Origin of the sequence: Nitrosomonas halophila, assembly GCF_900107165.1 — a bacterium.
Classification (GTDB): domain Bacteria; phylum Pseudomonadota; class Gammaproteobacteria; order Burkholderiales; family Nitrosomonadaceae; genus Nitrosomonas; species Nitrosomonas halophila.
In genome coordinates this window covers 93,623-116,980 of sequence record NZ_FNOY01000001.1, presented here as the reverse complement: position 1 = coordinate 116,980, position 23,358 = coordinate 93,623, and the positions used below count along the sequence as shown (strand labels likewise).

The following is a 23,358-nucleotide window of genomic DNA, read 5'->3' as shown; positions in this document are numbered from 1 at the left end:
CCCCTACTTTTAGCATCATGGTACGTCCAAAATTTTAAAAGATAAATCTTACCGCCTTAAAGGCGGTGGTTTTAACCTTACTTCGGACTAATAAATGAAATCGGTTTAACTTTAACCGTGTAGTGCTAGCTTACATCACCGCTATTTTTTCTCAAATTATCAATGTAACGCTTGATTATTTGTTTAGTCGCCATTTTTTCACGATTAAGGTAAATCAAGAAATGAATGAGCCCATGCACAGCCATTGCTATCAATAGCCCTTCAAAAATTCCTAACTTCCAAACCAGAGCACCACATATTATGGCCAACATCATTGCATAAGGACCATGATGAGTTACATGAATTAATCCTGCAATCATTTTGTAACCTGAAAGTAGCATAACGCAAGCTATTGCAAATTTTGGCAAATATTCTAAGTATTCAGCATTGAATGTAAAAAAAGCAACAACCATTCCAATAAATACTATAGAGAATTTAGTGTAAGCACCAGCTAATCGATTAGTAGTACTTTTTGCCAATCCGTCAAGGTTAGTCATTCCACCGAAAAAGCTTGAGCCTAAATTGGCCACCCAAATAGCTAGTAGGCTATTGTTAGTATTACACTTACGTTTAAGCGGATCGATTTTCTCTAGTGCTGCGTTGCTCATTACTTGTTCAATCACATCGATTACAGCAAGTACTGCACAGAATAGAATCATATACACAAAAACCATAAAACTATCTACTTGAGGAATCGGAGCAATTAGTTTCAGTTCAACATCTTCTACATATAACATTGGTACATGTATGAATTGTGAAACAATTATTCCAGCAATAATGATTGCAAAATATGGAATCGCGGGTTGCTTATCCTTAAATTTTGAGAACAAAAATAGAAACCCAGCCATGCTAACTGTAGAAATTATGGCCATTTCAATCCTCGCATCATTCCAAAACTGATCTACGGACACTAAATTTTCTGGAATTTCGTAAGTAAATTCCAGAAATTTAAGAAAAATCTTTAACCCAACTCCGGCCAGTAATCCTTCTACAAGATAAACCGGTATCGCAACGAGCAAATAGCGCTGCCAATTAAAATACCAAACGACAGCTTGCATAATTGCAGTTAGGAATATACAAAAAGCCATATTCTCGACACCGAAAGTTGCAACCCCTAACGCCAGCATCGGTGCCAAACCAGCAGCAATTCCTGGGCAACCAATATAGTTGCCTGGCCTAAACCAAGAAAATATCCAGCCTACCAGAGTAGCAAAAGCTACTGTTGCCAATCCTATTTTGATAGGATAATCAGACATGATAGCTATTCCAACTGATAAAGGGATAGCCATTGTTCCAGTAACAATACCTGCCGCAATATCTCGTCCAGCATACTTAGCTTGGAATGCCGCTGAACCAACAACAGGAGTTTTCTCATCCTCAGATAACTGCTCTTTTTTATTTACGCGTGACGACATGAAAATGCCCTCCCAAATTCTAGTTGTCGATTGGGTAGCTCCCGCAAGCTTTTATTCAAAAATTACCATTGCTAGCGAAACCTACTGTTTATTCTTTAAAATTCCAAACTCTAAGGAAGAGTTAATAGTAAAAGCTAACAAATCTGCACAATAGTCTTAGAGAAGCCCTAATTTAAAAATAGCAAGTCAGAAAAATCAAAATCAAGTGATCTATAAGCAATCTTGCACGTCTTATTCAATACAATAGAAGTTTCAGCTATAGAGAAAATCAATATTTATAAAGTTATCTAGCTTCAGAAATTGAGCTAGACAGATATTAGTCATGATCTGGGTCACAATATCATCTGGAGTAACGGGTCGTTTACGTAATACAAACCGATAGGTTGTTATAGTAAAGCGTATTCGTGCAACATAACTGATAGCCATTTATTTCTTATGTATTCTGATGTAAATTTAATTATTTATAGCATACCGTATGCTTATTTTATTTGTGCTATGGTCGTTATTTTTACTGCTCTTTCAAGCTAACAAACAACCAACATATAGAAGTAACAACACAGCATTCCTCGTCAGTCCAACCATTTACCTAAATAAATGTTGATTAGATCAATGACTGCTCGGGCCTTGATGACAAGCCCGAGGTCTATCATTTCCGAACCCATCACCATGCTATGATTGTTGGCTGGTACCGGTACGGGCACCAGGTGATTGGCTTCTTCCCGGAAAAATACCGCTGCGACCACGCCGGCAAACAGAAATTTTTTGCTGGCAGCATGCATCGGCCGCATGGCATCAGACTGATATACAAAAACTGGACTCCCGCTCGATCCTGGATATACCGCGGCATCAATGAGAAATTCCCGCCTGCCCTCGAAATCGAGTGCGATCGGCGTCGCGGTGGTTCCGCGTCTCAGGATAGGCATAAGATTGACCTGATCCCACACGCCGCTCGGGTAGCCAACGAACAGCACCTCCTCCAGCGCATCGAGTGTGTGCTGGGCCGGCGTATCCAACGCCAGACGGCTATCTATCGTGTGGTAATATAAGTCGACGCCTTGATCATGCGCGGATTGTTCAAGCGGCCGTAATGGAATGATGGCAAGATCAACTTCTGGATCAGGGTGCATGAACCAGGCATGTGAAAAATCTTCGATATTGAGCTGGAAGCGCTGCCCAAACGCCGGTTGACCATTGCGCTTCTGCGTAAAAACCAAACCGCCACGCCGTACACTCTCGACCAAGTGGCGATTCGTGACAATAAAATTATGCGCGCCACGCGCATGCACGTGGTTCACGACAAATGCCGTGCCAGAACCCTCGCTGCCGTCCTCTAGGACGGTATCCACCCGGATGGTATTAAACAGCAATCTTTTGGTGATGGAATTAATTTCCATAAGCAATCTCTCTATCAGAGCCAAACTTCGGCGTATTTCATCATAGGAAACCAATCATCATGGGATCCAACACAGCAGCATGTTCATGACGCCCTCAATCTTTGCGTGCTCTCTGGTTGAGATTCTCAATCGCGCGTCCGACGGCAAAAGCAGCTTCTTCTGCATCGGCTTCATTACCCATCATGGTCAGCCGGCCAAAATTTCCAAAGGGCTTGAGATCCACCAATGTCACATGGGCGGCCTTTTCTGCCTCGTTGGCGGCATAAACAGCATAACCAGCCGGCTCTACTTCCAGGATAAACATGCTCTTGCCTGGCAGGATCATGGAGCCTTTGCGCAGTTGCCGGTTAATGAGCGTGGCATGGTCCGGAGTAATGGCCCGAATAATTTCATTCCATGAAATTTTGCACGGCATGCGGGTTTCAAGCGATGTATTCAGTTCACGCAGTATGATGCTGCCAGCCTCAAGGACTTCGCTCTGACTACGGTAGTGAATCTCCATGGAACCGAATGAGCGCTCGACAACCTGCTCGCCCATCCGCACGTTGGATTCTTTCAATGCAATATCGGATAGGCGATGGACTGCCATGCCCGGCGCCACTTCTATCCACATGCAGGCATCGCCCGGAATAGGCAGAAAACCCTGAGAAGAGGTGGCAAGATACGACGCCAGCTGGGGCTGCAGGGAGTCGATAAAAACAAAAGTGCGTAAAGTGATATGCATGGATGCTTCAGCGCGTCAGGCCCATATACAGCATTGGCAGCTTCTCGGGCAGTTTTTCCACGTGATCCAGCACGGTGAAGTTATTGGGACCAAAAATGCGGGATACATATTGATCAGCATGAGGATCCAGCGACAAGGCATAGGTTGTGATACCTTCACGCGCCAGCTCCTCGACGGCCCGTTTAGTATCGAAACGCAGGTATTGCGGATCGCGCACATCATTGTCGGCGGGCTCACCATCGGTAATGACAAACAGGATTCTTTTATTCTTGGGCTGCTGTTTCAGAAACGAAGCAGCGTGACGCAAGGCCGCCCCCATCCGGGTGGAATAGGAACCTTGCATGGCTGCAAGCCGCGCCTTAACCATATCATTGTAAGGCTCACCGAAATCCTTGAAACGGTAATAATGGACATCATGCCGGCCATCGGAACAGAATCCATGCAGGGCAAAGGGATCACCAATGCGATCCAGTGCGTCAGATAAAAGCACAGTTGCGGCCCGGGTCAGATCCATCACCGAATAATCCTGGCCCCGTACTTTGTCGTTCGATGATTCCGACATATCCAGCAATACCATCGCCGCCAGATCCCGCATGTTACGCTTGTAACGCATCATGATGCGGGTATCGGGCTGCTGCCCCATGCGTATGTCCAGCATCGCCCGCACGGCAGCGTTGATATCCAGCTCGTCGCCATCCTCTACCCGGCGTATACGTTGCATACCCTGGGGAATCATGGATTCAATCAAAAATTTAAGGCGCGAGATGACTGGTTTATGATCTTCAATAATATTCTCGATCAGTTCCAGATCGCCTAACTTGGGCCGCCGCTCCAGCACAGTTGTCCAGCTGGGTCGCTCAAGCTGAATCTGATAATCCCACTCATGGTAATGATGAGGATCGGAAACAGGCGCCTTGCCTTCCAGAGCATTGATGGTCACCCCTTCCTGATCGAGATAAAACTCGGTAGGCAACACCCAGATTTCCTGGGCATCATCGCCAGCGAACTCACAGTCCAGCGCATTCACCATCTCCATCACGCTGACCTTTTTCCGGATCTGTTTCGGCCCCCAGGTCGCCTCCAATGCTTCCAACTCGCTGTATTCAGCTGATTCCCAGACGGTACGGTTATCATCTCGGTAAACTGCGCGCAGCCCATCGGTACGTGGACTGTATTCTGGCAAGGCTATCTGTGCCAAGTGATGCGCAAGCTCGATACCGATGTTCCAGCTGATCTGATTGCTGGACAAATCTTCCTCCATGCGAAACAGCTCCAGCCCTTTTTGTACCCACGGGTGTGGATCGCTGCTGTTTTCCTCCAGCAGCGCCCTGGCCAGTCGATTCAGCAAATCGCCAACCGTCTTCGGCTCACTGTAATCCGCAACGGGGTGGAACGCCAACCAGTTAGCACGCATGCCAGGAAATTGCTGGCAAGCGAGGGTTTCGACTCTGGCATCCTCAATCACCTCGATGATGGCCATCTGGGTCGTATTGAGCATTTGCATGGAAAGCGGTTCTTTGGTGAAGGCCAGGTGTGCCGCACAGTGATTGACAACCGCACGATAGATCTCGAGCGCAGGAATCACAGCCTCGGGAGGGGTCGCTTCGTCCAAATACTTGTAGTCGTCATAGGCATCGGCGATATGGATCACAAAACGCTCGATATAGGGTTTGAGGCCTTCTCGGCTTTCATAGTCGCCCGCAGTGGGGCGAAGAAAGAAATCACGCCCCCACATGGCGCGTAAATAGATATTAAGCCGTCTTTGTACATCCACAAACAAAGTACCCTTGCGCTCGGATTGCAGCACTGAGAGCGCGTCCGGACTCTGCAGGGAGAAAAAACGCGCCTGGCCTTCAAAATCAGTTTTGTACGCTTGCGCGCCCCATTGCACCCAGCGCCGCAGGCCGCCCAGGGTAAGCTGGGTAAGCAATTGGTCCAGATTCTCGAGCATGGGACGCAAGCCCCGCGGCGCCTGTGCCAGCATGATCGAGAGAACGTTTAGGTAATTACGGAAAAGTTCTTCGTCACCCAGCCTCTCCGCGGCAAGTGGGGCCGTGCCGACAACGAGAGTCAGTACCTGGCCAGAAGTCTTCGAGGCCATGGATAACAGGAAATTCACTACATCCGGCAACACATCTTCGCCAATGGCACGCGCGACTTGTGGCATCTCCTGAATAAAAGTGACCACTAATTCCTCGCCACGCCCCAAGCTGTGCAACGCCAGGGCTCCCTTGAGATAATTGTCCAGGCCTCGTGCAGAAAATACCCGCGCTGCCTCATTCCAGGCGGCGCGCAATACTTCCTGAGATTTACTGGGTAAATCATTCAGAAGCTCTTGATATTCTTCGAGATGGATAGCCATTTAAGCTCGATTCCTCAGTTGAGCGGGCCGCAGTGTCCGGCTTTCAGGGCGCAACGGCATTGAATGGCGATGCCATTCCCAGACGTTGCTATCCAGTCCCATATCGCGGGAATCGTGCAATTCGGCCCGTGCTATTGTTACCAATGGCGTGAACATGAAGATCATCACTTGTTCTAACCATCTCAATAGATTGGTTATCAATCATAGCGGCTTGCTGAGACATTGAGGCTTAGTAGTCTGAAGTGGATGACTCGCTTGCCTTATGCCCAATGTATGTAGCTTTTACCAGCACGCATTCAATCTAGAAATAGGTAGTGACGGCCGAATCCAGGGCATCCCGCATATCCGGATCATCGGTAATCGGACGCACCAATGCCACTCGGCAGGCTGCCAATGGCGACACACCTTTGCTGATCAGGGAACCGGCGTAGATCAACATGCGTGTGGAAAGGCCCTCATCCAAGCCATGCCCCTTGAGATTGCGTGCACGTTCACCGATATGTACCAGATTCTTGGCAATTTCCAGGCTCACGCCTGACTCATAGGCAACAATCTCTGCTTCGACAGCATGCTCGGGATAGTTAAAATCGAGCGCACCAAAACGCTGCTTGGTTGATTGTTTGAGATCCTTCATTAGTGACTGATAACCAGGGTTATAGGAGATCACCAACTGAAAATCCGGATGTGCTTCGACCACTTCCCCTTTCTTTTCGAGTGGAAGCATGCGCCGCGCATCAGTTAAGGGGTGGATCACCACAGTGGTATCCTGGCGCGCTTCCACAACTTCATCCAGATAACAAATCGCACCATGGCGGGCAGCGACGGTCAACGGACCATCCTGCCAACGAGTGCCACTGGCATCTAGCAGATATCGGCCGACCAGATCCGACGCCGTCATGTCCTCATTACAAGCGACTGTAATCAGCGGTTTACCAAGTTTCCAGGCCATGTATTCCACGAAGCGTGTCTTACCGCATCCGGTAGGCCCCTTCAGCATGATTGGCATGCGCACAGAATAAGCGGCTTCGTAAAGCTCAACCTCGTCGTTGATCAGGCGATAGTAAGGCTCTTGCTTGATATAGTATTGCGCCAATGCTTCGGACAAGGCCGAACTTGCGGAAGCATGCTCAGCCGGCTGATACGCTGCGGCTGCACGCGCCAGTGCTCGATGACGTGGCATATAGGTTCGGGTCAAGTTATCGTTACGCATAAAAAGCTCCTGCTACGCTGATCAATCCGGCCAAACACGTTCTGGAAACAGCGTGTTATGACTGGCCTGTATGTCATTGGCTGAAGTTGTAGCAGAACCAGGCTTGGTGGCTGATTTTGCAGCCGGTTTGGCAGGCGCTGGCTTACTAGGCGTCGATTTGGCAGAAGGCGTTGATTTAGCGGCAGTCTGCGCTTCCGGAGCAGGACTTTCAGTTTTGGATCGCAGCGTCCCTTTTGCTTGCTGCACGCTGGTCGAGAGTTTATCTTTCAGTTCACTCATGATGGCATTACCTCGTTAATGATTGCTTCAATTTCCTCTGCAGCCCGCATACCACGCTTCCCCAATTGATAAACAGAGACACCTTCCAGCGCCGCACTGCGATAAGCAGCACGGCGGCGAATCATGGCATTCAGAACCGGGATGCCAAAATCTGCAAGGACATCCTGCATGGCAGCCGAAAGTGCGCTATTTAGCTCCAGCTGGTTAATGACCAAATAAGCCCGCATAGCCGGATTGGTCTTTTTGATCTCTTCTATTTCTTGCGACAGCTGCAAAGTTGCCCACAAATCGATCGGCGAAGGCAAAACGGGAATTAACGCAATATCGCAGGTTTGCAGCGCTTGATGTGTCGCTTGTTTTTCCAGTGAAGGTGGACAGTCAAGCACAATATAGCGAAAAGCTGGGTAGTGTTGATGCAAGCCTTGCGCATCCCAAGTTTCACTCATCGACTCCACCGGCGTGGAAAAATTCCCCTTACCCATACTCGCCCATTGCCTGGCAGAGCCCTGGGGATCAATATCCAGCACGACCGTATTGCCACGTTGCGTCAAACCGGCAGCCAAATTCATTGCAAGCGTGGTTTTACCTGCACCACCCTTCTGATTGATCACAGCAATGATATTTGCAGACATGCTCAATTTTCCGTTTGCTCGTAAAGCAGATTGATTCGCGTGGCCAAACCAAATTCTGCCTCGCTCAGTCCACCTTCTTGGCTCGCATCCAGCGTGATATTGACGTAAGTACTCGAAAAATTGATATTCTGTGGATGCAGACCGGTTTCTTCCGCCAAAGCTGCCAGTGCGTCGAGAAAATTGCGCGTTCCACTGTAGCGCTCAAATTCGAAACGCCTGAACAAAGTTGGCGGCTGGTTCCGTGCTTCCCATCCTTCCGGCAACTCAGTCATGGTTGGTCTGCTCCATTTTCATGTCGTCAATTTCGTTCACATGTGCGATTTCCTCGTGCAGAATAGACTCCAGCAAAGCAGCGGTATCGGTGTCATGCATACGTTGTGCGTGCGCCAGCGCATCTTGATAGAGACGCACCGCATCGACCTCAAGTGCGCGATCCACGGCCAGCAGCACATCGCGACTCCGGCCAAGCCGTACAGGTGCCAGATTGGTAGCAGAGGGCGCCACACCAAGCTGAATAAGCCGCTCCATCAACCGTTCGGCGTGCTCCATCTCCTCGGCCGCTTCATGGCGCAGCTTTTCTGCCAGTGCGATATCTCCCCATAAACGGGCAAGCACACTTTGCGCAAGATATTGTTGAACAGCGCTCATTTCATGAGTGAGTGCTCTTGTCAACCAACCCAGCGTACGCGAGTCGACACTCATAGATTCTTTTGCTTAGCTGCGAGTCGAAGTTATTTCTGCGTCGCGCCCGCCACCGCTGGCATCGGGCTTGGTCGGCAGAATGCCTTCCACTTCACTATGCACACGCGCGATAATATGCGCTGCCACCAGGCCATCACCCACACGCTCACAGGCATCGGCGCCCGCGCGCACGGCTGCGTTGACGGCACCCGTTTCACCACGCACCAGCACGGTCACATAACCACCGCCCACAAACTGACGTCCGATCAAACGCACCTCAGCCGCTTTGGTCATGGCGTCCGCCGCCTCGATTGCAGGCACCAGGCCGCGGGTTTCAATCATGCCAAGAGCAATTCCTGTCATATTAGCCATTTTGTAAAAACTCCTAAAAGAAACGCTTGCCGCTACGGAAATAAAATCTAGGCAGAGGGAGCTGTCGGCAGAATGCCTTCCACTTCACTATGCACACGCGCGATAATATGTGCTGCCACCAGGCCATCACCCACACGCTCACAGGCATCGGCGCCCGCACGCACGGCTGCGTTGACGGCACCCGTTTCACCACGCACCAGCACGGTCACATAGCCACCGCCCACAAACTGACGTCCGATCAAACGCACCTCAGCCGCTTTGGTCATGGCGTCCGCCGCCTCGATTGCAGGCACCAGGCCGCGGGTTTCAATCATGCCAAGAGCAATTCCTGTCATACTAGCCATTTTGTAAAAACTCCTAAAAGAAACGTTCGCTACGATAAAATAAAATTAGGCAGAAGGGGCTGTCGGCAGAATGCCTTCCACTTCACTATGCACACGCGCGATAATATGTGCTGCCACCAGGCCATCACCCACACGCTCACAGGCATCGGCGCCCGCACGCACGGCTGCGTTGACGGCACCCGTTTCACCACGCACCAGCACGGTCACATAGCCACCGCCCACAAACTGACGTCCGATCAAACGCACCTCAGCCGCTTTGGTCATGGCGTCCGCCGCCTCGATTGCAGGTACCAGGCCGCGGGTTTCGATCATCCCAAGTGCAATTCCCATATGTTCAGCCATTTTGTTACTCCTTTTAATAAAGTTAAAATTACGTAATGCTTATTACTCGATCAAGGAAATATGGATTGTGTCCAACATCCTCTCTCTAATCTCTACCCTACTCACTCCAATTATCGATAATCCCGCAGATCGTCAGATCGGTCATAATCTTGACATCCGGCATCGCCAAGCGTGCGGCACTGCCACTGGTGGTAATGACCCATTTACCAATCGGTGCACCGACAGGATCGGTTGCCACCAACAACTTGCCTGCCTGGCTTTCAAGTACACGCAAGGATGCAGCTTTCAGCCCCTCGACACGGCGCGTACATACCAATTCGTCTTTGACGCGCATGATCTCCATTAGCCGTTCTTCTCTTCATCCCATTGATCGATGATGCCGACGATGGTCAAATCGCTTGGGAAATCCTTGCTGCCTGCCGCCTCGCGCGCAGCCGAAGAGCCAACACAAATCACCCAATCGCCAGGAATACAACCGATTGCATCGACTGCAACACTCGGTGTTCCCCCGGCTTTGTCCCTGACCACCAACAAGGGACGATGCCCCATCTCCCTGATTCTATTGGTCGATACCAGTGTTTTTTCAACTCTCATGATTCTCATAACTACCTCGGCAAACCAACCAAATTAATGCCCAGCATCCTGGATTTCATCTTCAATGAACGTACAGCGCTCACTGCCTGCACGATCGCTAACCGCAATTTGGCAATCAAGCAGGCCTTGTGTGCACAGGTGCGCATAACGCCCCCTGATTGCAGCCTTGATGCGGCGACAGCGATGAATGGCGCGTTCACGCGAACCTGGCACTCTTGAAGAATAATGAAAATGTATCAATACTGGCACGGCCAAGCCGTGCTTGATATTGAGGCCGGTAAATATCTTGATCCCGACATCAATATCCGTCGCACCTTCCTCAACGGTGTCAAGATGTGCGAAATAGAACTTATTGCGCAACTGCAGTTCGCTCATCGCTTCACCTACACAAATGAAGCGTTCGTTATGCCCGATAACCGAGTAACGTCCAGCATGATATTGCACGACATACTCGATCTGCGACAGATTGGACTCCAGTAATTGCTGCACCAGTCTTCGCATGCCATCGGACATTCTGCCGTTGCCTTGCGCCCATCCTTCAGAACGCTCCGCTTCGGCAATCATTTCCGCAATCTGTTGCCGTGCGGCATCCGGCGTCATGGATAGCGTCTTGTGATATACCTCACCGCTATCCACATAACGGTATGGATTGACATCGCCTTCCGCATCCGGGAGATGCACACGGATGGCATCGATATCGGTGTCAACGCCAATCAACAGAATTTCGGGTGCAGCGCCACGTCCATATGTGTTCTCAATTGCCACGCGCAGCTCGTTGAGTCGTACCAGCGCAGATTCGACAGCTTTATGATCATTGCTGCCATGCGCAGCACAACCTTGCTGCTGCACATTCGAGCTACTGAAGTGATATACGGCCACCTTCAGGTAATTGCAGTCTTCTCCACCCGGTATTCCACCGGTCAACCGTTCCAGTTCACGATGCGCCCAGTCGGCAACATCCATCTCAACATCAAACATGGCGCCAGCATAAGCCTTCACATACACAGCTTCATCCGGAACAAGCCGCAGCACGAAAGGAAGCAGACCCTGCAAGCGGCCATCTGCACAAGGACTGATATCCAGAGTGTGGTAGCCACAAGCACGCAGGAATGCCATATCCAGTGCCATACGCCCGCGCCATGGAGCCTGGTCAGCGTCTGCGTTTTCTATGCATTCTTTAAAACTGCAGAAAATGCAGTATGAATACAGCGCACGCAGATTCAGGCCTGATACCCAGGCCTCCCCCAGCAAATCCGCTGGCAGCTGATAGCCAAGCTTATCGAGTGCAATAGCCTGCGCACGCGACACAAAATCCAGCTCATGTTGAAAAGCCGAAATGGTTTTCAAAGTTCCCACGATAACGGCGAAACGACCACGCACCTGCTGTTCATACGCAGATAAGTGCTGATTAAGCGCCTGATCAACCAGCGGATGCTCGCATCTTTGATCAGGGCCAATGACACACGCCGGATTCAGCGGTGAGCCTGCTTGGGGAAAAGCCCCTGCGCGACGCATGGCAGCCAATCGTTTACGCGTATTCATGCCTCACTCTCCTTACGCGCGCGCGCCACCTGAAACGGTCACCACAGCACCGCGCACAGCACTGCCCGCCGATCCAGTAATACGGCTTTCCGGAATGGACGGACGCTCAATTTCACGGAATTGCTGCGCATTGGCACCGAAACCGCGCGGTTCTCCCCGCATTGACATGTTACGCATCAATGAAGAAGCCCCTTCAGTACCGGTCACCCGGCTTTGCGCATGCCAGGCATCACCAGTAATACGAGTGCCTGCTTGGCTGCCTTCGCCGGTCAGCCGTCTGGCTGCCGCCAGTTTTTCTTCCTGCTCGACCATCACGTTTCTGGTATCGAGATGACGGAACTCGGGTGTTCCAGTAATAAGGCCACTGGCTTTATTGACCGGCCCGGTGATGCGTTCGCTGTTATAAGCTGTTCCAGTGATATCTCCCAAACCTGTACGACGCTCCCAGGCTTGCTGAGCTGGCGACTTGATACTGAAATCGGCCGGCGCAGGCGGTTTGGGTGGCTCGACACGGGCGCGATCCTGAGAAATAAAGCGGTTACTGGTCAAACAATGGCCAGCAACATTGTCCGCCCCGACATATGGTGTTCCGGTAACTGGCTCACAAGCACCACGTTCATCACCGGTCATAGCCGAACCACCCGCACCAGGACGGTCTCCTGTCACCAGTGCAGCGGGTATGACGGCACTATCGCGTGTCCGTGTTTCCTGAGCAAGCGTTTCAGCAGGTTCGCAGAAACTGTTGTACTGACCACGGCCGATATAAGGCGTCCCGCTGACGGGTGAACAGCTGCCATACTCATTCCCGGTGACGGTGTTAGAACGCCCAACATTGCTACCGGAAATGGGCTGACCCTTCCAGGTCTGATCGACCGCAACATGAGATACCGGAGAGGCTGCATCGCTAACACTGCCGGTCTTCTGGCCAGCGTCGGCATAATCTGATCCGGTGACAGGCAGGCTCTCCCCTCTGACGTCACCGACTTCCTTTGGGCTGCGATTCACCATGTTCTGGGCCGCACGCATCCTGCGCGCCTCATTGGTGGCACACAAGTCTCCAAAATCGGATGCAGTATAATACTGACTTCCAGTAATGGCACGGCAAGAGCCTGGTTCGTCACCGGTCACCTTGCTGGATCGGCCTACTTCTGAACCAGAGACAGCCTGATGGCCACGCGACGACATGACACTGACCTTGCGTGACATCTCCGGCGGATCGATCTTGCAAGTATCCTGATACTGCTCTGCGGCGAGATACTGCGTACCGGTAATGTTGTGGCAAATTCCAGGTTCATCACCAGTAATTCTAGCCGTATGACCCACAGCGGTACCCGTTACGGCCTTTCCTTGGAAGGTATGGGTAGTCGCCACTTTTTCCGGCGCTGTATCAACGGCAAGCTGCGCATAATTCGTGCCAGTAATTGCCCGATCGGCGCCTGATTCACCGCCAGTCGTTCTCGAAGGACGCTCCACTTGAGTGCCTGTGACAGTTTTGCCCTTGTCAGTTTGCACTACACCGATCTTGGCAGGCGCTGGACTTGGGCGACTCGCACAAAACTCGTCAAAACGCTCCGTGGATAAATATTCCGTGCCAGTCACATTGCGACAAGCACCATGTTCATCACCCGTCACCTTGAGTGAGCGGCCCACTTCAGTTCCCGTGACTTTATGCTCACTCAGTGTTGTGCTGACACCCACTTTTGCAGGACCGGGTTGCGGTTGCGTATGGCAAATCTGATCGAACTGTTCAAGCCCGATATATTCCGTACCCGTAACCGCCCGGCAGGATCCAGGCTCATTGCCGGTAATTTTCTGGCTACGCTCCACCATGGTACCGGTGACTGTCTGCCCAGATAGGGTATGGCCCTCCTCAACTTTGGGCGGAACCGGCTGATCTGAAGCCGAACGCGTACGACCACTTGAACGCGATCCTTTAGGACCCGTATTGGCCAGTCCTTCAGTGGACCGAGCCGATCGACGTTGCATCGCCACCTGACGACCTGTCGCGCCTTTGGTCACTGCTGCCTGGCGAGGTTTGTTTGATACCGCAGCAGTCATTTTGGTTGCCTGCACGATTCGTTTCAGTCCAGTCTTGCCCTCTTGTGCCATAACGGCACGGCGAGCACGCGCGAGCATGCGCCCTGTCACATTATCGGTTGGCTTCACATTCAATGCGGAAACGCCTGCTGCAGAAATCTTGGCCACCTGCGCTACGCGTTTCAGACCCGTTTTGCCTTCCTGCGCCATGGCGGCACGACGAATCCGGGCCAGTGCGCGCCCGCTCAAATCCTCTGCTGGTTTCACGTCTAAACCACCGACCGTGAATCCCATGGCGTTACTGGATTGACTCATGCTCGCCGCGGCATTCGCCTTGACCGAATCGCACGCCTCATTGCCGCACTCACAGGCGCGACAACCACATGACTGGGTCAAACCCTCTGATTCAGCCATGACTGGAGTCTCCTGGACTGCAACGTGTTGCCGAGCCGCGCGTGTACGTCCACTCATATTCGATGATGCAGATTTGATTGCGGACTTTCCTTTTTGACTCATGGCACTACGTCGAGCGCGGCTGATGCTGCGGCCGCTTGCCACATCCACAACCGGCCTGATCTGCGCAGCGTCAGAATTAGGTGCGACGCATTCGACTGACGGCACAGCAGATGCTGAAGTATTAGTTTTGCGTGCAACGGCTGGTTGCCGAATCGAGCCCCGATTAGTCAGACCAGCCTTGCCATATTGCGCCATAACCTGGCGTCGCCGCAAAGCCAGATCACGCCCTGACAAGGTAGCACCAGCAGTGCTTTCAGTGTCTTGCCTCATCACGTACCTCTAACTGTTGATTGAATAGAAATTCGCTCAGCGATAAACGACAAAAGCTGTCCCTTGACTTTGGGTATAGTTGTCGTAGGCAAGGAAGCGCACGACATGATCCGGAAATTCGCGGTGGCAGGCATCCAGTTCGGCCAGCACGGCATCAACCGATTGCTCGCCAAACAGCGGCAGTTTCCACATATACCAGAAATTGCTGGTTGCGGCGGCACCTTTCTCAGTGTGCTCAACTGCAGGATTCCATCCCTGGCTGATGGCATAGGCAATCTGCCGACGCACCTGATCGGGTGTCATCTGCGGCAAATAGGAAAAGGTTTCGTATTTTTTTGTTACTTTATAGGCTTGAACGGTCATGTCAGTATCCTTTTTTATTGAAGTAGACTGGATCAGAATTCATGATTTCACCATACAGCCGGTGCATTGGGCCGTCTCATGAATCCATGATCCCTACAAACAAATTACTTGTGCGCAACATCCAGTTTGTCGACAGTATCGAACTCAAATTTGATTTCTTTCCAGGTTTCCATCGCGATCTTGAGTTCTGGCGAGTGCTGTGCTGCGGCAGTCAGGATTTCCTTCCCTTCTTTTTCCACTTGGCGGCCTTCATTACGCGCTTGCACACAAGCTTCGAGTGCAACACGGTTGGCAGCAGCACCAGCAGCATTCCCCCATGGGTGGCCTAACGTCCCTCCACCGAACTGCAATACGGAGTCATCATTGAAAATCGCAACCAACGCAGGCATGTGCCAAACATGGATACCGCCCGACGCAACAGGGAATACACCTGGCATGGAACCCCAGTCCTGATCAAAGAAAATGCCGCGTCCGCGGTCTTCTGGCACAAATGATTCGCGCATGAGATCGATCCAGCCAAGCGTCGCTTCCCGGTCCCCTTCCAACTTGCCCACAACGGTACCTGAATGTAGATGATCGCCACCTGACAAACGCAGAATTTTGGTCAATACACGGAAGTGGATACCATGATGCGGGTTGCGATCGAGTACAGCATGCATCGCACGATGGATGTGCAGCAACATACCATTGTCACGACACCAGTTAGCCAGTCCGGTATTTGCGCAGAAGCCCCCAGTGATGTAGTCATGCATGATGATTGGCGCGCCAATTTCTTTTGCATACTCGGCGCGCTTGTACATTTCTTCCGGTGTGGGCGCGGTCACGTTCAGGTAATGGCCCTTGCGTTCGCCGGTTTCCGCCTCGGCTTTCAGGATAGCTTCCATCACGAAGTCAAAACGCTGACGCCAGCGCATGAATGGCTGGCTATTGATGTTTTCATCATCCTTGGTGAAATCAAGGCCGCCACGCAGGCATTCGTATACAGCCCGGCCGTAGTTTTTTCCGGAAAGCCCCAGCTTCGGCTTGATCGTACAACCCAGCAGCGGACGGCCATATTTGTTCATGACATCTCTTTCAACCTGGATACCATTGGGCGGGCCGCCACATGTCTTGACATAGGCGATTGGAAAGCGGATATCTTCGAGACGCAACGCGCGTATCGCCTTGAAGCCAAATACGTTGCCGACCAACGAGGTGAACACGTTGACCACCGAACCTTCTTCAAACAAATCGATCGGATAGGCGATGAACGCATAGAAGCAGGTATCGTCTCCAGGCACGTCCTCAATGTGATAGGCGCGTCCTTTATAGTAATCCAGATCGGTCAACAAATCGGTCCAGACGGTGGTCCAGGTACCTGTTGATGACTCGGCCGCAACCGCTGCAGCCGCTTCCTCACGATCGACACCAGGTTGGGGGGTGATTTTGAAACAAGCCAGAAGATCCGTATCTAAAGGCGTATATTCCGGCATCCAGTAGGTTTGTCGGTATTCTTTTACACCGGCACTGTATGTTTTAGCAGCCATCTTGCAATTTCCTATCATTGAAAGCCCTGCAGATCACCCGGCATCAATCCCGGCAACCAGAGAGCGGAGAATTATTAAAAGGAACCATTTGTAATTCTGGTTCTGGATTATATGTTGTACTTATCAATAAGACTAATTAATAATTCCGATGGTTATCATAAAAATTTCCTATATTGCAACTCACACTCCTCATTTAGCCCTATGTCGCATATTACCTTGCATCAACTGAAAGTCTTCGAATCGGTCGCACGCCATTCAAGCTTTACGCGCGCAGCCGAAGAACTCTTTCTTACCCAGCCGACAGTCTCTCTGCAAATCAAACAACTAGAGAACCTGGTTGGGCTGCCGTTATTTGAACAGATGGGTAAGCGCATTTATTTGACCGAAGCCGGCCAAGAGCTCTATCAATACAGCCGCGCCATTGCGCAGCTGATCGCCGACATGGAGCTTGCACTGGATGAACTAAAAGGACTGGAACGCGGGAAACTCAATATCTCCGTGGTCAGTACGGCCAACTATTTTACGCCCCATCTATTAGCCAAATTTTGTCAGCGCTATCAGGGCATCACTGTCAGCCTCAACGTTTCCAATCGCGAAAATGTCCTCAGACAGCTGGCGGACAATCTGACCGATTTAGCTATCATGGGACAGCCGCCCGATGGATTGGATATCGTTTCCGAGTCATTCATGGAAAACCCATTGGTAATTATTGCCCCACCCAACCACTCCTTGTGCGGGCAGCAAAAAATCCCTGTAAAACGGCTGGCGCAGGAAGTTTTTCTCGTGCGCGAGCCGGGTTCGGGCACACGCAATGCAATGGAACGTTTCTTCGCGGAGCAGCAAATTACAATCAACCGAGGCATGGAAACCGATACCTCTGAAGCCATCAAACAGGCTGTTCAGGCAGGCATGGGTCTGGGCATCATGTCACGCCATACGATCGAATTAGAGTTGATTACGAATCGCCTCAAGATTCTGGATGTACAAGGATTTCCCATCATGCGCCACTGGCATATTGTGCACCGGAAGAATAAACGTTTCTCCAATGTAGCAAAAACATTTAAGGAATTCCTGCTCAAAGAGGCGCCAGAGCTAATGCCCTGAGCATTATCCTCAGATACGTGTAGTTGCATTCCGACACAGTGGCTGCGCCCCCTAAAATGCAGACTATGATAGGATGCGCAACAGCAATTGGACTCGGGACTGCGGCCTTGATGCGTCCAAAGTGCAGCAAGAATGCTCCCGAGTGAACACCCTATGCACTTAAAATCGACCAGGCAATATCAACCGACACTTGTTCAAAGACATACATAGTATGCAAATACACAAGCGCATAGTCATGTTGAAGCCGGCTTGCGGTGAGGGACTGTCTCGGAGAAACCCACATTTGCATTTGTTACCACAAATGCATTAGTAACAGGATGTGACGGCAACCCAAAAAAGATGCTCTCACGCGCTACTGTGCAAGTATTCTCATCAACCGCCACTCGGATCAGATGATAGTAACGGTTTCTTCATCAGGACTATCCCGGTTTAACCTGCCCGCTCGGATACCCAGCGCTGCCTCGTCCGGCCATAATCGGCAGCGACTTCGGAACCCGCAATTGCTATCGAAACGAACAAAGAACCATTGCTCCCTAGCCTTTGCAATCGAACCGCCCTCGGCACATGCAAAGTATATTCTGACCAACTGATTCCATGAGATAAAAAGAAAACTTTATGGCGAGCACACATCACCCCAGCAGCAAAATTCGGCCGACTGCCCGCATGGCAGATATTCTTCGGTTGGAAAAAAGCGATATCATCATCCTGATGGCGCTCATGCTAGGTGTAGGCTTGATCAACCTTGCTGTTCCCATAACCATCCAGACCTTTATCAATACCGTCACCATGGGAAGCTTGATCAAGCCTTTGGTGATCATATCGTTCATGCTTTTTGTGTTTCTCTCCCTGGTAGGTTTTTTGTATGCGCTGGAATTTTATGTCGTCGAACTTATTCAGAGAAGACTTTTCGTCCGCACCGCCTTTAATATTGCTGAGAAAATCAGCATGGCGCGCCTGCATATGTATGAACGCAACAATATGGTTGAGCTGGTCAACCGATTTTTTGAAGTCACCACCGTTCAGAAATCATTGGGCACACTCCTTACAACTGGCGTAGCAACCATATTCCAAGGCTTGACCGGAAGTGTGCTTTTGATTTTTTATAGTGTTTATTTCGGTGTGATGGCCATCATAATCATTATGGTTATTCTGTTTATCGTCTTTGTCATTGGCAGGAGAGGAGAGATGACAGCCATCAGTGAATCACATGCCAAATACTCGCTCGCTGCCTGGCTGGAGACTATCGCGCGCAGTCTCAATACCTTCAGATTCTCTTCCGGCGAGGGTTTCGCCATGCAGCATGTCGATGTCTTGTCAAAGCATTACCTGGAAAAACGTCAAAGCCACTTCAGAATTCTCTTCTCCCAATTAATTGGAGGCGTCTTCATCTATGCTGTAGGCGGCACAACCATGTTAGCATTGGGCGGAGTGCTTGTCGTCACAGGTGAAATTAATCTGGGTCAGTTCGTGGCAGCAGAACTGATCATTTTTACTGTCATGGCTTCCTTTCTGCGCTTTATTGGTCAACTTGAGTATTATTATGACTTGCTTGCAGGCTTGGATAAACTTGGCATCATCCAGGATCTTCCCCAGGAACGCACAAATGGCAGCCCGGTTCAAATCACTGGTCCGCTCAAGCTTGAATTATTTGAAGTCTGCACAGAAGCCGCTAGTGACAGGGTGATCACAAACGATATCACCTTCCAGCTGGAAGCGGGTAGGGACATTGCCATTCTGGGTGCTGACGGCAGCGGCAAATCCAAACTCGCCCAAGTGATTGTGGGCTTGCGGCAACCCGTGCATGGACGCGTGCAACTGAACAACATTGATCTCAATTTACTCAATATCGAGGCAATTCGCAAACATATCGTACTCCTCCACAAAGTGGAAATTATAGAAGCCTCAATCCGCGATAATGTAAAAATTTGGAAACCCGATACGGATATCGAGAACATATCAGCAGTACTGGAGCAGTTGGGTTTGCTTGACGCAATCACCCGTCTCGAGCACGGCGCGGAAACCAAGCTGCATTTCTCCGGTGCGCCGCTGATTAGAGATCAAGCAAAGCTACTGATGATTGCACGCGCAGTGGTCGCCCAGCCCGCCTTGCTACTGATCAATGAGCTACTGGACACACTGGAACAGGAATCTCTGGACAAAGCCCTTGCCGTGCTACGCAATCAGCCGTTTACTCTGGTCATTCTGACGCGCTCCAGTGCCATTGCCAATCAATGCGAGCGCGTCATATCCCTGGAAGCAAAATACCGTCGAACATGAAAAACCCACCCGCCAGCAAACGGTACTCTGCGCTGCTAGAAGTAGAAACGCCCACATTTGTCAAATCACTCACCAAGTTCCTGAGTGTCTCATTCTTTATTATCCAGTTATTAATGCTTTTTCTGCCTTGGCAACAGAACATTGTCGCTCATGGTTTTGTGACGGCATATATTCCCCAGGAACGCATGCAATCAGTCGATGCACCGGTCAGCGGCACCATCCAGAAATGGCATGTACTGGAAGGGTCGAAAGTCGTGGCGGGCGACATCCTGGTCGAAATCAGCGATATCGATCCCCTATTCAAAGATCGCCTCAGGGCACAGCTGGAGGCAAGCCAGAATCGGCTCAAGGCAAAAGAAGATGAACTGCAATCTTATCAGATACAGCTTCAGAATCTGTTGGCCGTCCGAGATGCCCGGATCGCCGCTGCGCAATATAAAATGGATATTGCCAAGCAAAAAGTGCTGGCCACATCAGAAAATATTGTTTCCGCGCAGGCAACACTGGATGCCGCGCAATTTCAGCTGAAACGCATGCAGCGGCTGTTAAGTGATGGCCTGGTATCGAAACGGGACAAAGAAATTGCCGAACGCGATGAAATCATTGCCAGACGTCACTTGAACAGCACTCGGGCACAGTATGACTCTGCGCTCGCAGAAGAAAAATCCACCCAAGCGGAATTGCAACAGGTACGCGCAGACGCACAAACCTCGATTGATGCGGTTAACGCGATAACCAACAGAATCCGCTCCGAAATTGCCGACAGTCGCATCAGCCTGGCCACAGCAGAAACCAATCTGTCCAGACAGAAAGCACAGCTTGTTAGAGCGCCACGAAACGGAACCGTTTTCAGGGTACCGATCAACTCCCAGTCCCGAGTCGTCACACAAGGACAACCCCTGTTGACCATTATCCCGGATACTCACCAACGGGCGGTTGCGCTGATGGTCGATGGCCTGGATGCCGCACTGATCAGCCCGGGCAGCAAGGTACGGATTGAATTCGAGGGCTGGCCAGCCATTCAGATTGCCGGCTGGCCGAGTGTGGCTTTGGGCACATTCGGTGGCGTAGTATCTTTTGTGGATACCAATGATGATGGCACTGGTAATTTCCGGATTATGGTAGTACCGGATGAAACCGTACAAACCTGGCCGTCAAACCGCTTCCTACGGCAAGGTGCGACTGCGAAAGGCTGGATATTGCTGGAAGAAGTCACGGTGGGCTATGAAATTTGGCGTATTTTCAACGACTTCCCACCAAGATTACCTGACCCGTCACTACATCAATCTAGAACGAGTCCTGCCGCCAAGGTAAAAACAGCCGAGTTTGCTCCCCTAAAACGCGAGATTTCACATTGATTGATAGGCGCTCAAACCTGGCTGTTTATGTACTCATGAGCCATTTCCACCCTGAAATTCCATTGGCTCAACTAGAACTGCAACTAGAATCTATTTACGGATTTCGGACAGAATTTCCATATTTTGAGCCACGATACTTTATAGTTGATAATATAAGCTTACTCAGATGAAACCTCTTTTTAGCAGTCATAGAGGCCTTGTCTTTCGATTACTCTTAGCATTATTACTGATATTCGCCGCCATGCGCACCCATCCGGACGACCAGCCGGCCGTGGATAGCGACAATCGGGCCACACAGCGCCTGAATCGCGAGGAGAGTCTGTTATTGCGTGACTTTGCAACCGAAATCGACGCTACCCTAGAACATCATATTGAAACCAAGCCTTTGATCCCCCTGCCGGCACATAAATCAACCCTCAAAATAGATGTTCACAAGGCCTTGTCCGGTGTCACTAGCCAAATGGATGATAGGGAAAAGCGTTCTGATCAGCATAATTTATCGATTCCAGAAATTCGCAAAATTGCCCTGGAAAACAATCTCTCTCTCAAAATCGCCAATATCGAACCTGTCATTGCCGAGACTGCCGTTGGAGAAGAGCGGGCAAAATTCGACAATATCATTTTTGCCAATGCCAATCTGAGGCACTTGGACGCACCCGGTATTGGCGGTGATAATGTCAAGCTCTCCTCTTCCAATCCATTGCTCGATGATCAACGGGTCAAACTCTCGCTCGAACCACAGAAAATTGAACAACTTAACGCTGAAGCGGGCATCGCCATTCCACTTCGCACAGGAGGTGTCGTAACACTCAGCTCGCCGATTGAACGCAAGATAACCAAAGGTCAGCTGGATTCGGATGAATTTCGCAGCGCACTGCGCTTCTCCATCAGCCAGCCGCTGTTAAGAAATGCTGGTATTGCCGTGAATGAAGCCAGCATCAATATCGCTCACTATGAACGGCGAGCAGTTGATATGAGAACCCGGCTGCAATCGATACGGGTCATTTCGATCATTGATAAGGCTTATTGGGAGCTATACGCTGCCTGGGCTGAGCTGGATGTCAGGCGACAACAATATGAGCTGGCTAACCAGAATCTCACCATGGTGCAAAGGCGAGTTGATGAAGGACTCACCGCGGCCATTGAAATCAGCCGTGCCGAAATTGGGGTGACTGACCGGGTCGAGTCGCTGATCATCGCCAATACCAAACTCAAGCTCAACCAGCGCCAATTAAAATTTCTACTCAATGATCAAACCTACACAATCGACTCAGACATCCATATTGTGCCGACTACCACCCCGACATTGGTTTACTATAACCTCGATCGCAAACAGATCGCCTCACTGGCGCTCGATGGCCGGCTGGAATTGCTTGAGCTGGAACTGAGATTGGCAGCCGATCTCACCAGAATAGAATTTCTGGAAAATCAAACCCTGCCACTTTTCACCCTGGATTATAGCTATGGTGCACTATCCAATTCCCGTGGCAGCTTCAGTCAGACATACGAAGATGTCGTCCGCAACCGCTTTAACGACTGGTCGATTGGCCTGCGTTTTGAATTGCCCATGACCAACGAGGCCCGCCGGATGCAACTGCAAAGAGCCGTGCAGCAACGCATACAGCGCTTGACCACGAAAACCCTGCAAGAACAAGTTGTCCTCAGGGAAATTTATGATGTGTTTGACCAGGTTGAGCAAAACTGGCAGCGCATCCTTGCCACCAGGCAACAGGTAATATTGGCCGGCATCAACTACGAAGCCGAACTCAAGCAATTCAAGGAAGGCCTGAGGACGATGACGGAAGTCCTGGAAATGCTCACCCTATTGGGCGAAGCGCAGATAAAGGAAATCAATGCCGTCAGGGATTATCAGGCAGCATTGATCGATCTCGCCTATGCGACAGGGACACTCCTTGGCTATAGCCGGGTTGAATTCTAACGACTTTATCACCACCACTTACTTTACAATACGGCCAG

22 protein-coding genes are annotated in these 23,358 nt (G+C 50.7%); 4 read left to right on the top strand and 18 right to left on the bottom strand.

Going from position 1 to position 23,358, the window contains the following annotated elements; translation table 11 throughout:
• Nucleotides 1–125 precede the first annotated feature (125 nt).
• The 18 genes from BLV85_RS00530 to BLV85_RS00445 form a co-directional block, all read right to left on the bottom strand.
• Nucleotides 126–1,454 carry a SulP family inorganic anion transporter gene (locus BLV85_RS00530; RefSeq protein WP_090411020.1) on the bottom strand — a complete coding sequence of 443 codons (1,329 nt, stop codon included), beginning with the start codon at nucleotides 1,452–1,454 and terminating at the stop codon, nucleotides 126–128.
• Between the two features lie 569 nt (nucleotides 1,455–2,023).
• Nucleotides 2,024–2,848 carry a S1 family peptidase gene (locus tag BLV85_RS00525; protein ID WP_090411035.1) on the bottom strand — a complete coding sequence of 275 codons (825 nt, stop codon included), beginning with the start codon at nucleotides 2,846–2,848 and terminating at the stop codon, nucleotides 2,024–2,026.
• A 94-nt stretch (nucleotides 2,849–2,942) separates the two neighbouring features.
• Nucleotides 2,943–3,572 (bottom strand): hypothetical protein, encoded by a 630-nt coding sequence (locus BLV85_RS00520; RefSeq protein ID WP_090411018.1) that lies wholly within the window; start codon nucleotides 3,570–3,572, stop codon nucleotides 2,943–2,945.
• A gap of 7 nt (nucleotides 3,573–3,579) precedes the next feature.
• On the bottom strand, nucleotides 3,580–5,934 hold the full coding sequence (locus tag BLV85_RS00515) for a nitric oxide reductase activation protein NorD (RefSeq protein WP_090411016.1): 2,355 nt from the start codon (nucleotides 5,932–5,934) through the stop codon (nucleotides 3,580–3,582).
• Between the two features lie 301 nt (nucleotides 5,935–6,235).
• A complete protein-coding gene (locus tag BLV85_RS00510) occupies nucleotides 6,236–7,144 on the bottom strand; it encodes a CbbQ/NirQ/NorQ/GpvN family protein (protein WP_090411014.1) in 909 nt (302 codons plus the stop codon).
• Nucleotides 7,145–7,165: 21 nt separating this feature from the next.
• Nucleotides 7,166–7,423 carry a hypothetical protein gene (locus BLV85_RS00505; protein ID WP_090411012.1) on the bottom strand — a complete coding sequence of 86 codons (258 nt, stop codon included), beginning with the start codon at nucleotides 7,421–7,423 and terminating at the stop codon, nucleotides 7,166–7,168.
• Nucleotides 7,420–8,055: a ParA family partition ATPase gene (gene parA, locus BLV85_RS00500; RefSeq protein ID WP_090411009.1), complete on the bottom strand. Its 636-nt coding sequence runs from the start codon at nucleotides 8,053–8,055 to the stop codon at nucleotides 7,420–7,422. The genes BLV85_RS00505 and parA overlap by 4 nt, the downstream gene beginning before the upstream one ends.
• Before the next feature lie 2 nt (nucleotides 8,056–8,057).
• Nucleotides 8,058–8,327 carry a 4a-hydroxytetrahydrobiopterin dehydratase gene (locus BLV85_RS00495; RefSeq protein ID WP_090411007.1) on the bottom strand — a complete coding sequence of 90 codons (270 nt, stop codon included), beginning with the start codon at nucleotides 8,325–8,327 and terminating at the stop codon, nucleotides 8,058–8,060.
• Nucleotides 8,320–8,757, bottom strand: coding sequence for a ferritin-like domain-containing protein (locus BLV85_RS00490; protein ID WP_090411005.1), 438 nt, complete (start codon nucleotides 8,755–8,757; stop codon nucleotides 8,320–8,322). Before BLV85_RS00490 ends, BLV85_RS00495 begins: the two co-directional genes overlap by 8 nt.
• A 12-nt stretch (nucleotides 8,758–8,769) precedes the next feature.
• Nucleotides 8,770–9,108 carry an alpha-carboxysome major shell protein CsoS1 gene (csoS1, locus tag BLV85_RS00485; RefSeq protein WP_090411003.1) on the bottom strand — a complete coding sequence of 113 codons (339 nt, stop codon included), beginning with the start codon at nucleotides 9,106–9,108 and terminating at the stop codon, nucleotides 8,770–8,772.
• A gap of 47 nt (nucleotides 9,109–9,155) precedes the next feature.
• Nucleotides 9,156–9,452, bottom strand: a complete 297-nt coding sequence (gene csoS1, locus BLV85_RS00480) for an alpha-carboxysome major shell protein CsoS1 (RefSeq protein ID WP_090411001.1) — start codon at nucleotides 9,450–9,452, stop codon at nucleotides 9,156–9,158.
• 45 nt (nucleotides 9,453–9,497) lie between these two features.
• A complete protein-coding gene (gene csoS1 / locus BLV85_RS00475; protein ID WP_090410998.1) occupies nucleotides 9,498–9,794 on the bottom strand; it encodes an alpha-carboxysome major shell protein CsoS1 in 297 nt (98 codons plus the stop codon).
• A gap of 97 nt (nucleotides 9,795–9,891) precedes the next feature.
• Entirely contained in the window at nucleotides 9,892–10,128 is a 237-nt protein-coding gene (locus BLV85_RS00470) for a carboxysome peptide B (protein WP_245725022.1), read from the bottom strand.
• Between the two features lie 8 nt (nucleotides 10,129–10,136).
• Nucleotides 10,137–10,388, bottom strand: coding sequence for an alpha-carboxysome shell vertex protein CsoS4 (gene csoS4, locus BLV85_RS00465; protein ID WP_245725021.1), 252 nt, complete (start codon nucleotides 10,386–10,388; stop codon nucleotides 10,137–10,139).
• 33 nt (nucleotides 10,389–10,421) lie between these two features.
• Nucleotides 10,422–11,930, bottom strand: a complete 1,509-nt coding sequence (locus tag BLV85_RS00460; RefSeq protein ID WP_090410992.1) for a carboxysome shell carbonic anhydrase — start codon at nucleotides 11,928–11,930, stop codon at nucleotides 10,422–10,424.
• Between the two features lie 12 nt (nucleotides 11,931–11,942).
• Complete coding sequence (locus tag BLV85_RS00455; protein ID WP_245725020.1) at nucleotides 11,943–14,381, bottom strand: CsoS2 family carboxysome shell protein; 2,439 nt, start codon at nucleotides 14,379–14,381, stop codon at nucleotides 11,943–11,945.
• A gap of 408 nt (nucleotides 14,382–14,789) precedes the next feature.
• Nucleotides 14,790–15,116 (bottom strand): ribulose bisphosphate carboxylase small subunit, encoded by a 327-nt coding sequence (locus tag BLV85_RS00450; RefSeq protein ID WP_090410987.1) that lies wholly within the window; start codon nucleotides 15,114–15,116, stop codon nucleotides 14,790–14,792.
• A 104-nt stretch (nucleotides 15,117–15,220) separates the two neighbouring features.
• Nucleotides 15,221–16,642: a form I ribulose bisphosphate carboxylase large subunit gene (locus BLV85_RS00445; RefSeq protein WP_090410985.1), complete on the bottom strand. Its 1,422-nt coding sequence runs from the start codon at nucleotides 16,640–16,642 to the stop codon at nucleotides 15,221–15,223.
• A 201-nt stretch (nucleotides 16,643–16,843) separates the two neighbouring features.
• Between BLV85_RS00445 and BLV85_RS00440 the strand changes: the two genes are divergently transcribed.
• From BLV85_RS00440 to BLV85_RS00425, 4 genes are all read left to right on the top strand, one after another.
• Nucleotides 16,844–17,746 (top strand): LysR family transcriptional regulator, encoded by a 903-nt coding sequence (locus tag BLV85_RS00440; RefSeq protein ID WP_090410983.1) that lies wholly within the window; start codon nucleotides 16,844–16,846, stop codon nucleotides 17,744–17,746.
• A gap of 615 nt (nucleotides 17,747–18,361) precedes the next feature.
• On the top strand, nucleotides 18,362–20,023 hold the full coding sequence (locus BLV85_RS00435; protein ID WP_090410981.1) for an ATP-binding cassette domain-containing protein: 1,662 nt from the start codon (nucleotides 18,362–18,364) through the stop codon (nucleotides 20,021–20,023).
• Complete coding sequence (locus tag BLV85_RS00430) at nucleotides 20,020–21,381, top strand: HlyD family secretion protein (protein ID WP_090410978.1); 1,362 nt, start codon at nucleotides 20,020–20,022, stop codon at nucleotides 21,379–21,381. The genes BLV85_RS00435 and BLV85_RS00430 overlap by 4 nt, the downstream gene beginning before the upstream one ends.
• A gap of 241 nt (nucleotides 21,382–21,622) precedes the next feature.
• Complete coding sequence (locus BLV85_RS00425) at nucleotides 21,623–23,320, top strand: TolC family protein (protein WP_090410975.1); 1,698 nt, start codon at nucleotides 21,623–21,625, stop codon at nucleotides 23,318–23,320.
• Nucleotides 23,321–23,358: the final 38 nt, after the last annotated feature.

What these genes read in the sequence shown, in the direction of transcription:
- BLV85_RS00530 (WP_090411020.1), bottom strand. Translation starts at nt 1,454, where the DNA reads ATGTCGTCACGCGTAAATAAAAAAGAGCAGTTATCTGAGGATGAGAAA.
- BLV85_RS00525 (WP_090411035.1), bottom strand. Translation starts at nt 2,848, where the DNA reads ATGGAAATTAATTCCATCACCAAAAGATTGCTGTTTAATACCATCCGG.
- BLV85_RS00520 (WP_090411018.1), bottom strand. Translation starts at nt 3,572, where the DNA reads ATGCATATCACTTTACGCACTTTTGTTTTTATCGACTCCCTGCAGCCC.
- BLV85_RS00515 (WP_090411016.1), bottom strand. Translation starts at nt 5,934, where the DNA reads ATGGCTATCCATCTCGAAGAATATCAAGAGCTTCTGAATGATTTACCC.
- BLV85_RS00510 (WP_090411014.1), bottom strand. Translation starts at nt 7,144, where the DNA reads ATGCGTAACGATAACTTGACCCGAACCTATATGCCACGTCATCGAGCA.
- BLV85_RS00505 (WP_090411012.1), bottom strand. Translation starts at nt 7,423, where the DNA reads ATGAGTGAACTGAAAGATAAACTCTCGACCAGCGTGCAGCAAGCAAAA.
- parA (WP_090411009.1), bottom strand. Translation starts at nt 8,055, where the DNA reads ATGTCTGCAAATATCATTGCTGTGATCAATCAGAAGGGTGGTGCAGGT.
- BLV85_RS00495 (WP_090411007.1), bottom strand. Translation starts at nt 8,327, where the DNA reads ATGACTGAGTTGCCGGAAGGATGGGAAGCACGGAACCAGCCGCCAACT.
- BLV85_RS00490 (WP_090411005.1), bottom strand. Translation starts at nt 8,757, where the DNA reads ATGAGTGTCGACTCGCGTACGCTGGGTTGGTTGACAAGAGCACTCACT.
- csoS1 (WP_090411003.1), bottom strand. Translation starts at nt 9,108, where the DNA reads ATGGCTAATATGACAGGAATTGCTCTTGGCATGATTGAAACCCGCGGC.
- csoS1 (WP_090411001.1), bottom strand. Translation starts at nt 9,452, where the DNA reads ATGGCTAGTATGACAGGAATTGCTCTTGGCATGATTGAAACCCGCGGC.
- csoS1 (WP_090410998.1), bottom strand. Translation starts at nt 9,794, where the DNA reads ATGGCTGAACATATGGGAATTGCACTTGGGATGATCGAAACCCGCGGC.
- BLV85_RS00470 (WP_245725022.1), bottom strand. Translation starts at nt 10,128, where the DNA reads ATGCGCGTCAAAGACGAATTGGTATGTACGCGCCGTGTCGAGGGGCTG.
- csoS4 (WP_245725021.1), bottom strand. Translation starts at nt 10,388, where the DNA reads ATGAGAGTTGAAAAAACACTGGTATCGACCAATAGAATCAGGGAGATG.
- BLV85_RS00460 (WP_090410992.1), bottom strand. Translation starts at nt 11,930, where the DNA reads ATGAATACGCGTAAACGATTGGCTGCCATGCGTCGCGCAGGGGCTTTT.
- BLV85_RS00455 (WP_245725020.1), bottom strand. Translation starts at nt 14,381, where the DNA reads ATGGCTGAATCAGAGGGTTTGACCCAGTCATGTGGTTGTCGCGCCTGT.
- BLV85_RS00450 (WP_090410987.1), bottom strand. Translation starts at nt 15,116, where the DNA reads ATGACCGTTCAAGCCTATAAAGTAACAAAAAAATACGAAACCTTTTCC.
- BLV85_RS00445 (WP_090410985.1), bottom strand. Translation starts at nt 16,642, where the DNA reads ATGGCTGCTAAAACATACAGTGCCGGTGTAAAAGAATACCGACAAACC.
- BLV85_RS00440 (WP_090410983.1), top strand. Translation starts at nt 16,844, where the DNA reads ATGTCGCATATTACCTTGCATCAACTGAAAGTCTTCGAATCGGTCGCA.
- BLV85_RS00435 (WP_090410981.1), top strand. Translation starts at nt 18,362, where the DNA reads ATGGCGAGCACACATCACCCCAGCAGCAAAATTCGGCCGACTGCCCGC.
- BLV85_RS00430 (WP_090410978.1), top strand. Translation starts at nt 20,020, where the DNA reads ATGAAAAACCCACCCGCCAGCAAACGGTACTCTGCGCTGCTAGAAGTA.
- BLV85_RS00425 (WP_090410975.1), top strand. Translation starts at nt 21,623, where the DNA reads ATGCGCACCCATCCGGACGACCAGCCGGCCGTGGATAGCGACAATCGG.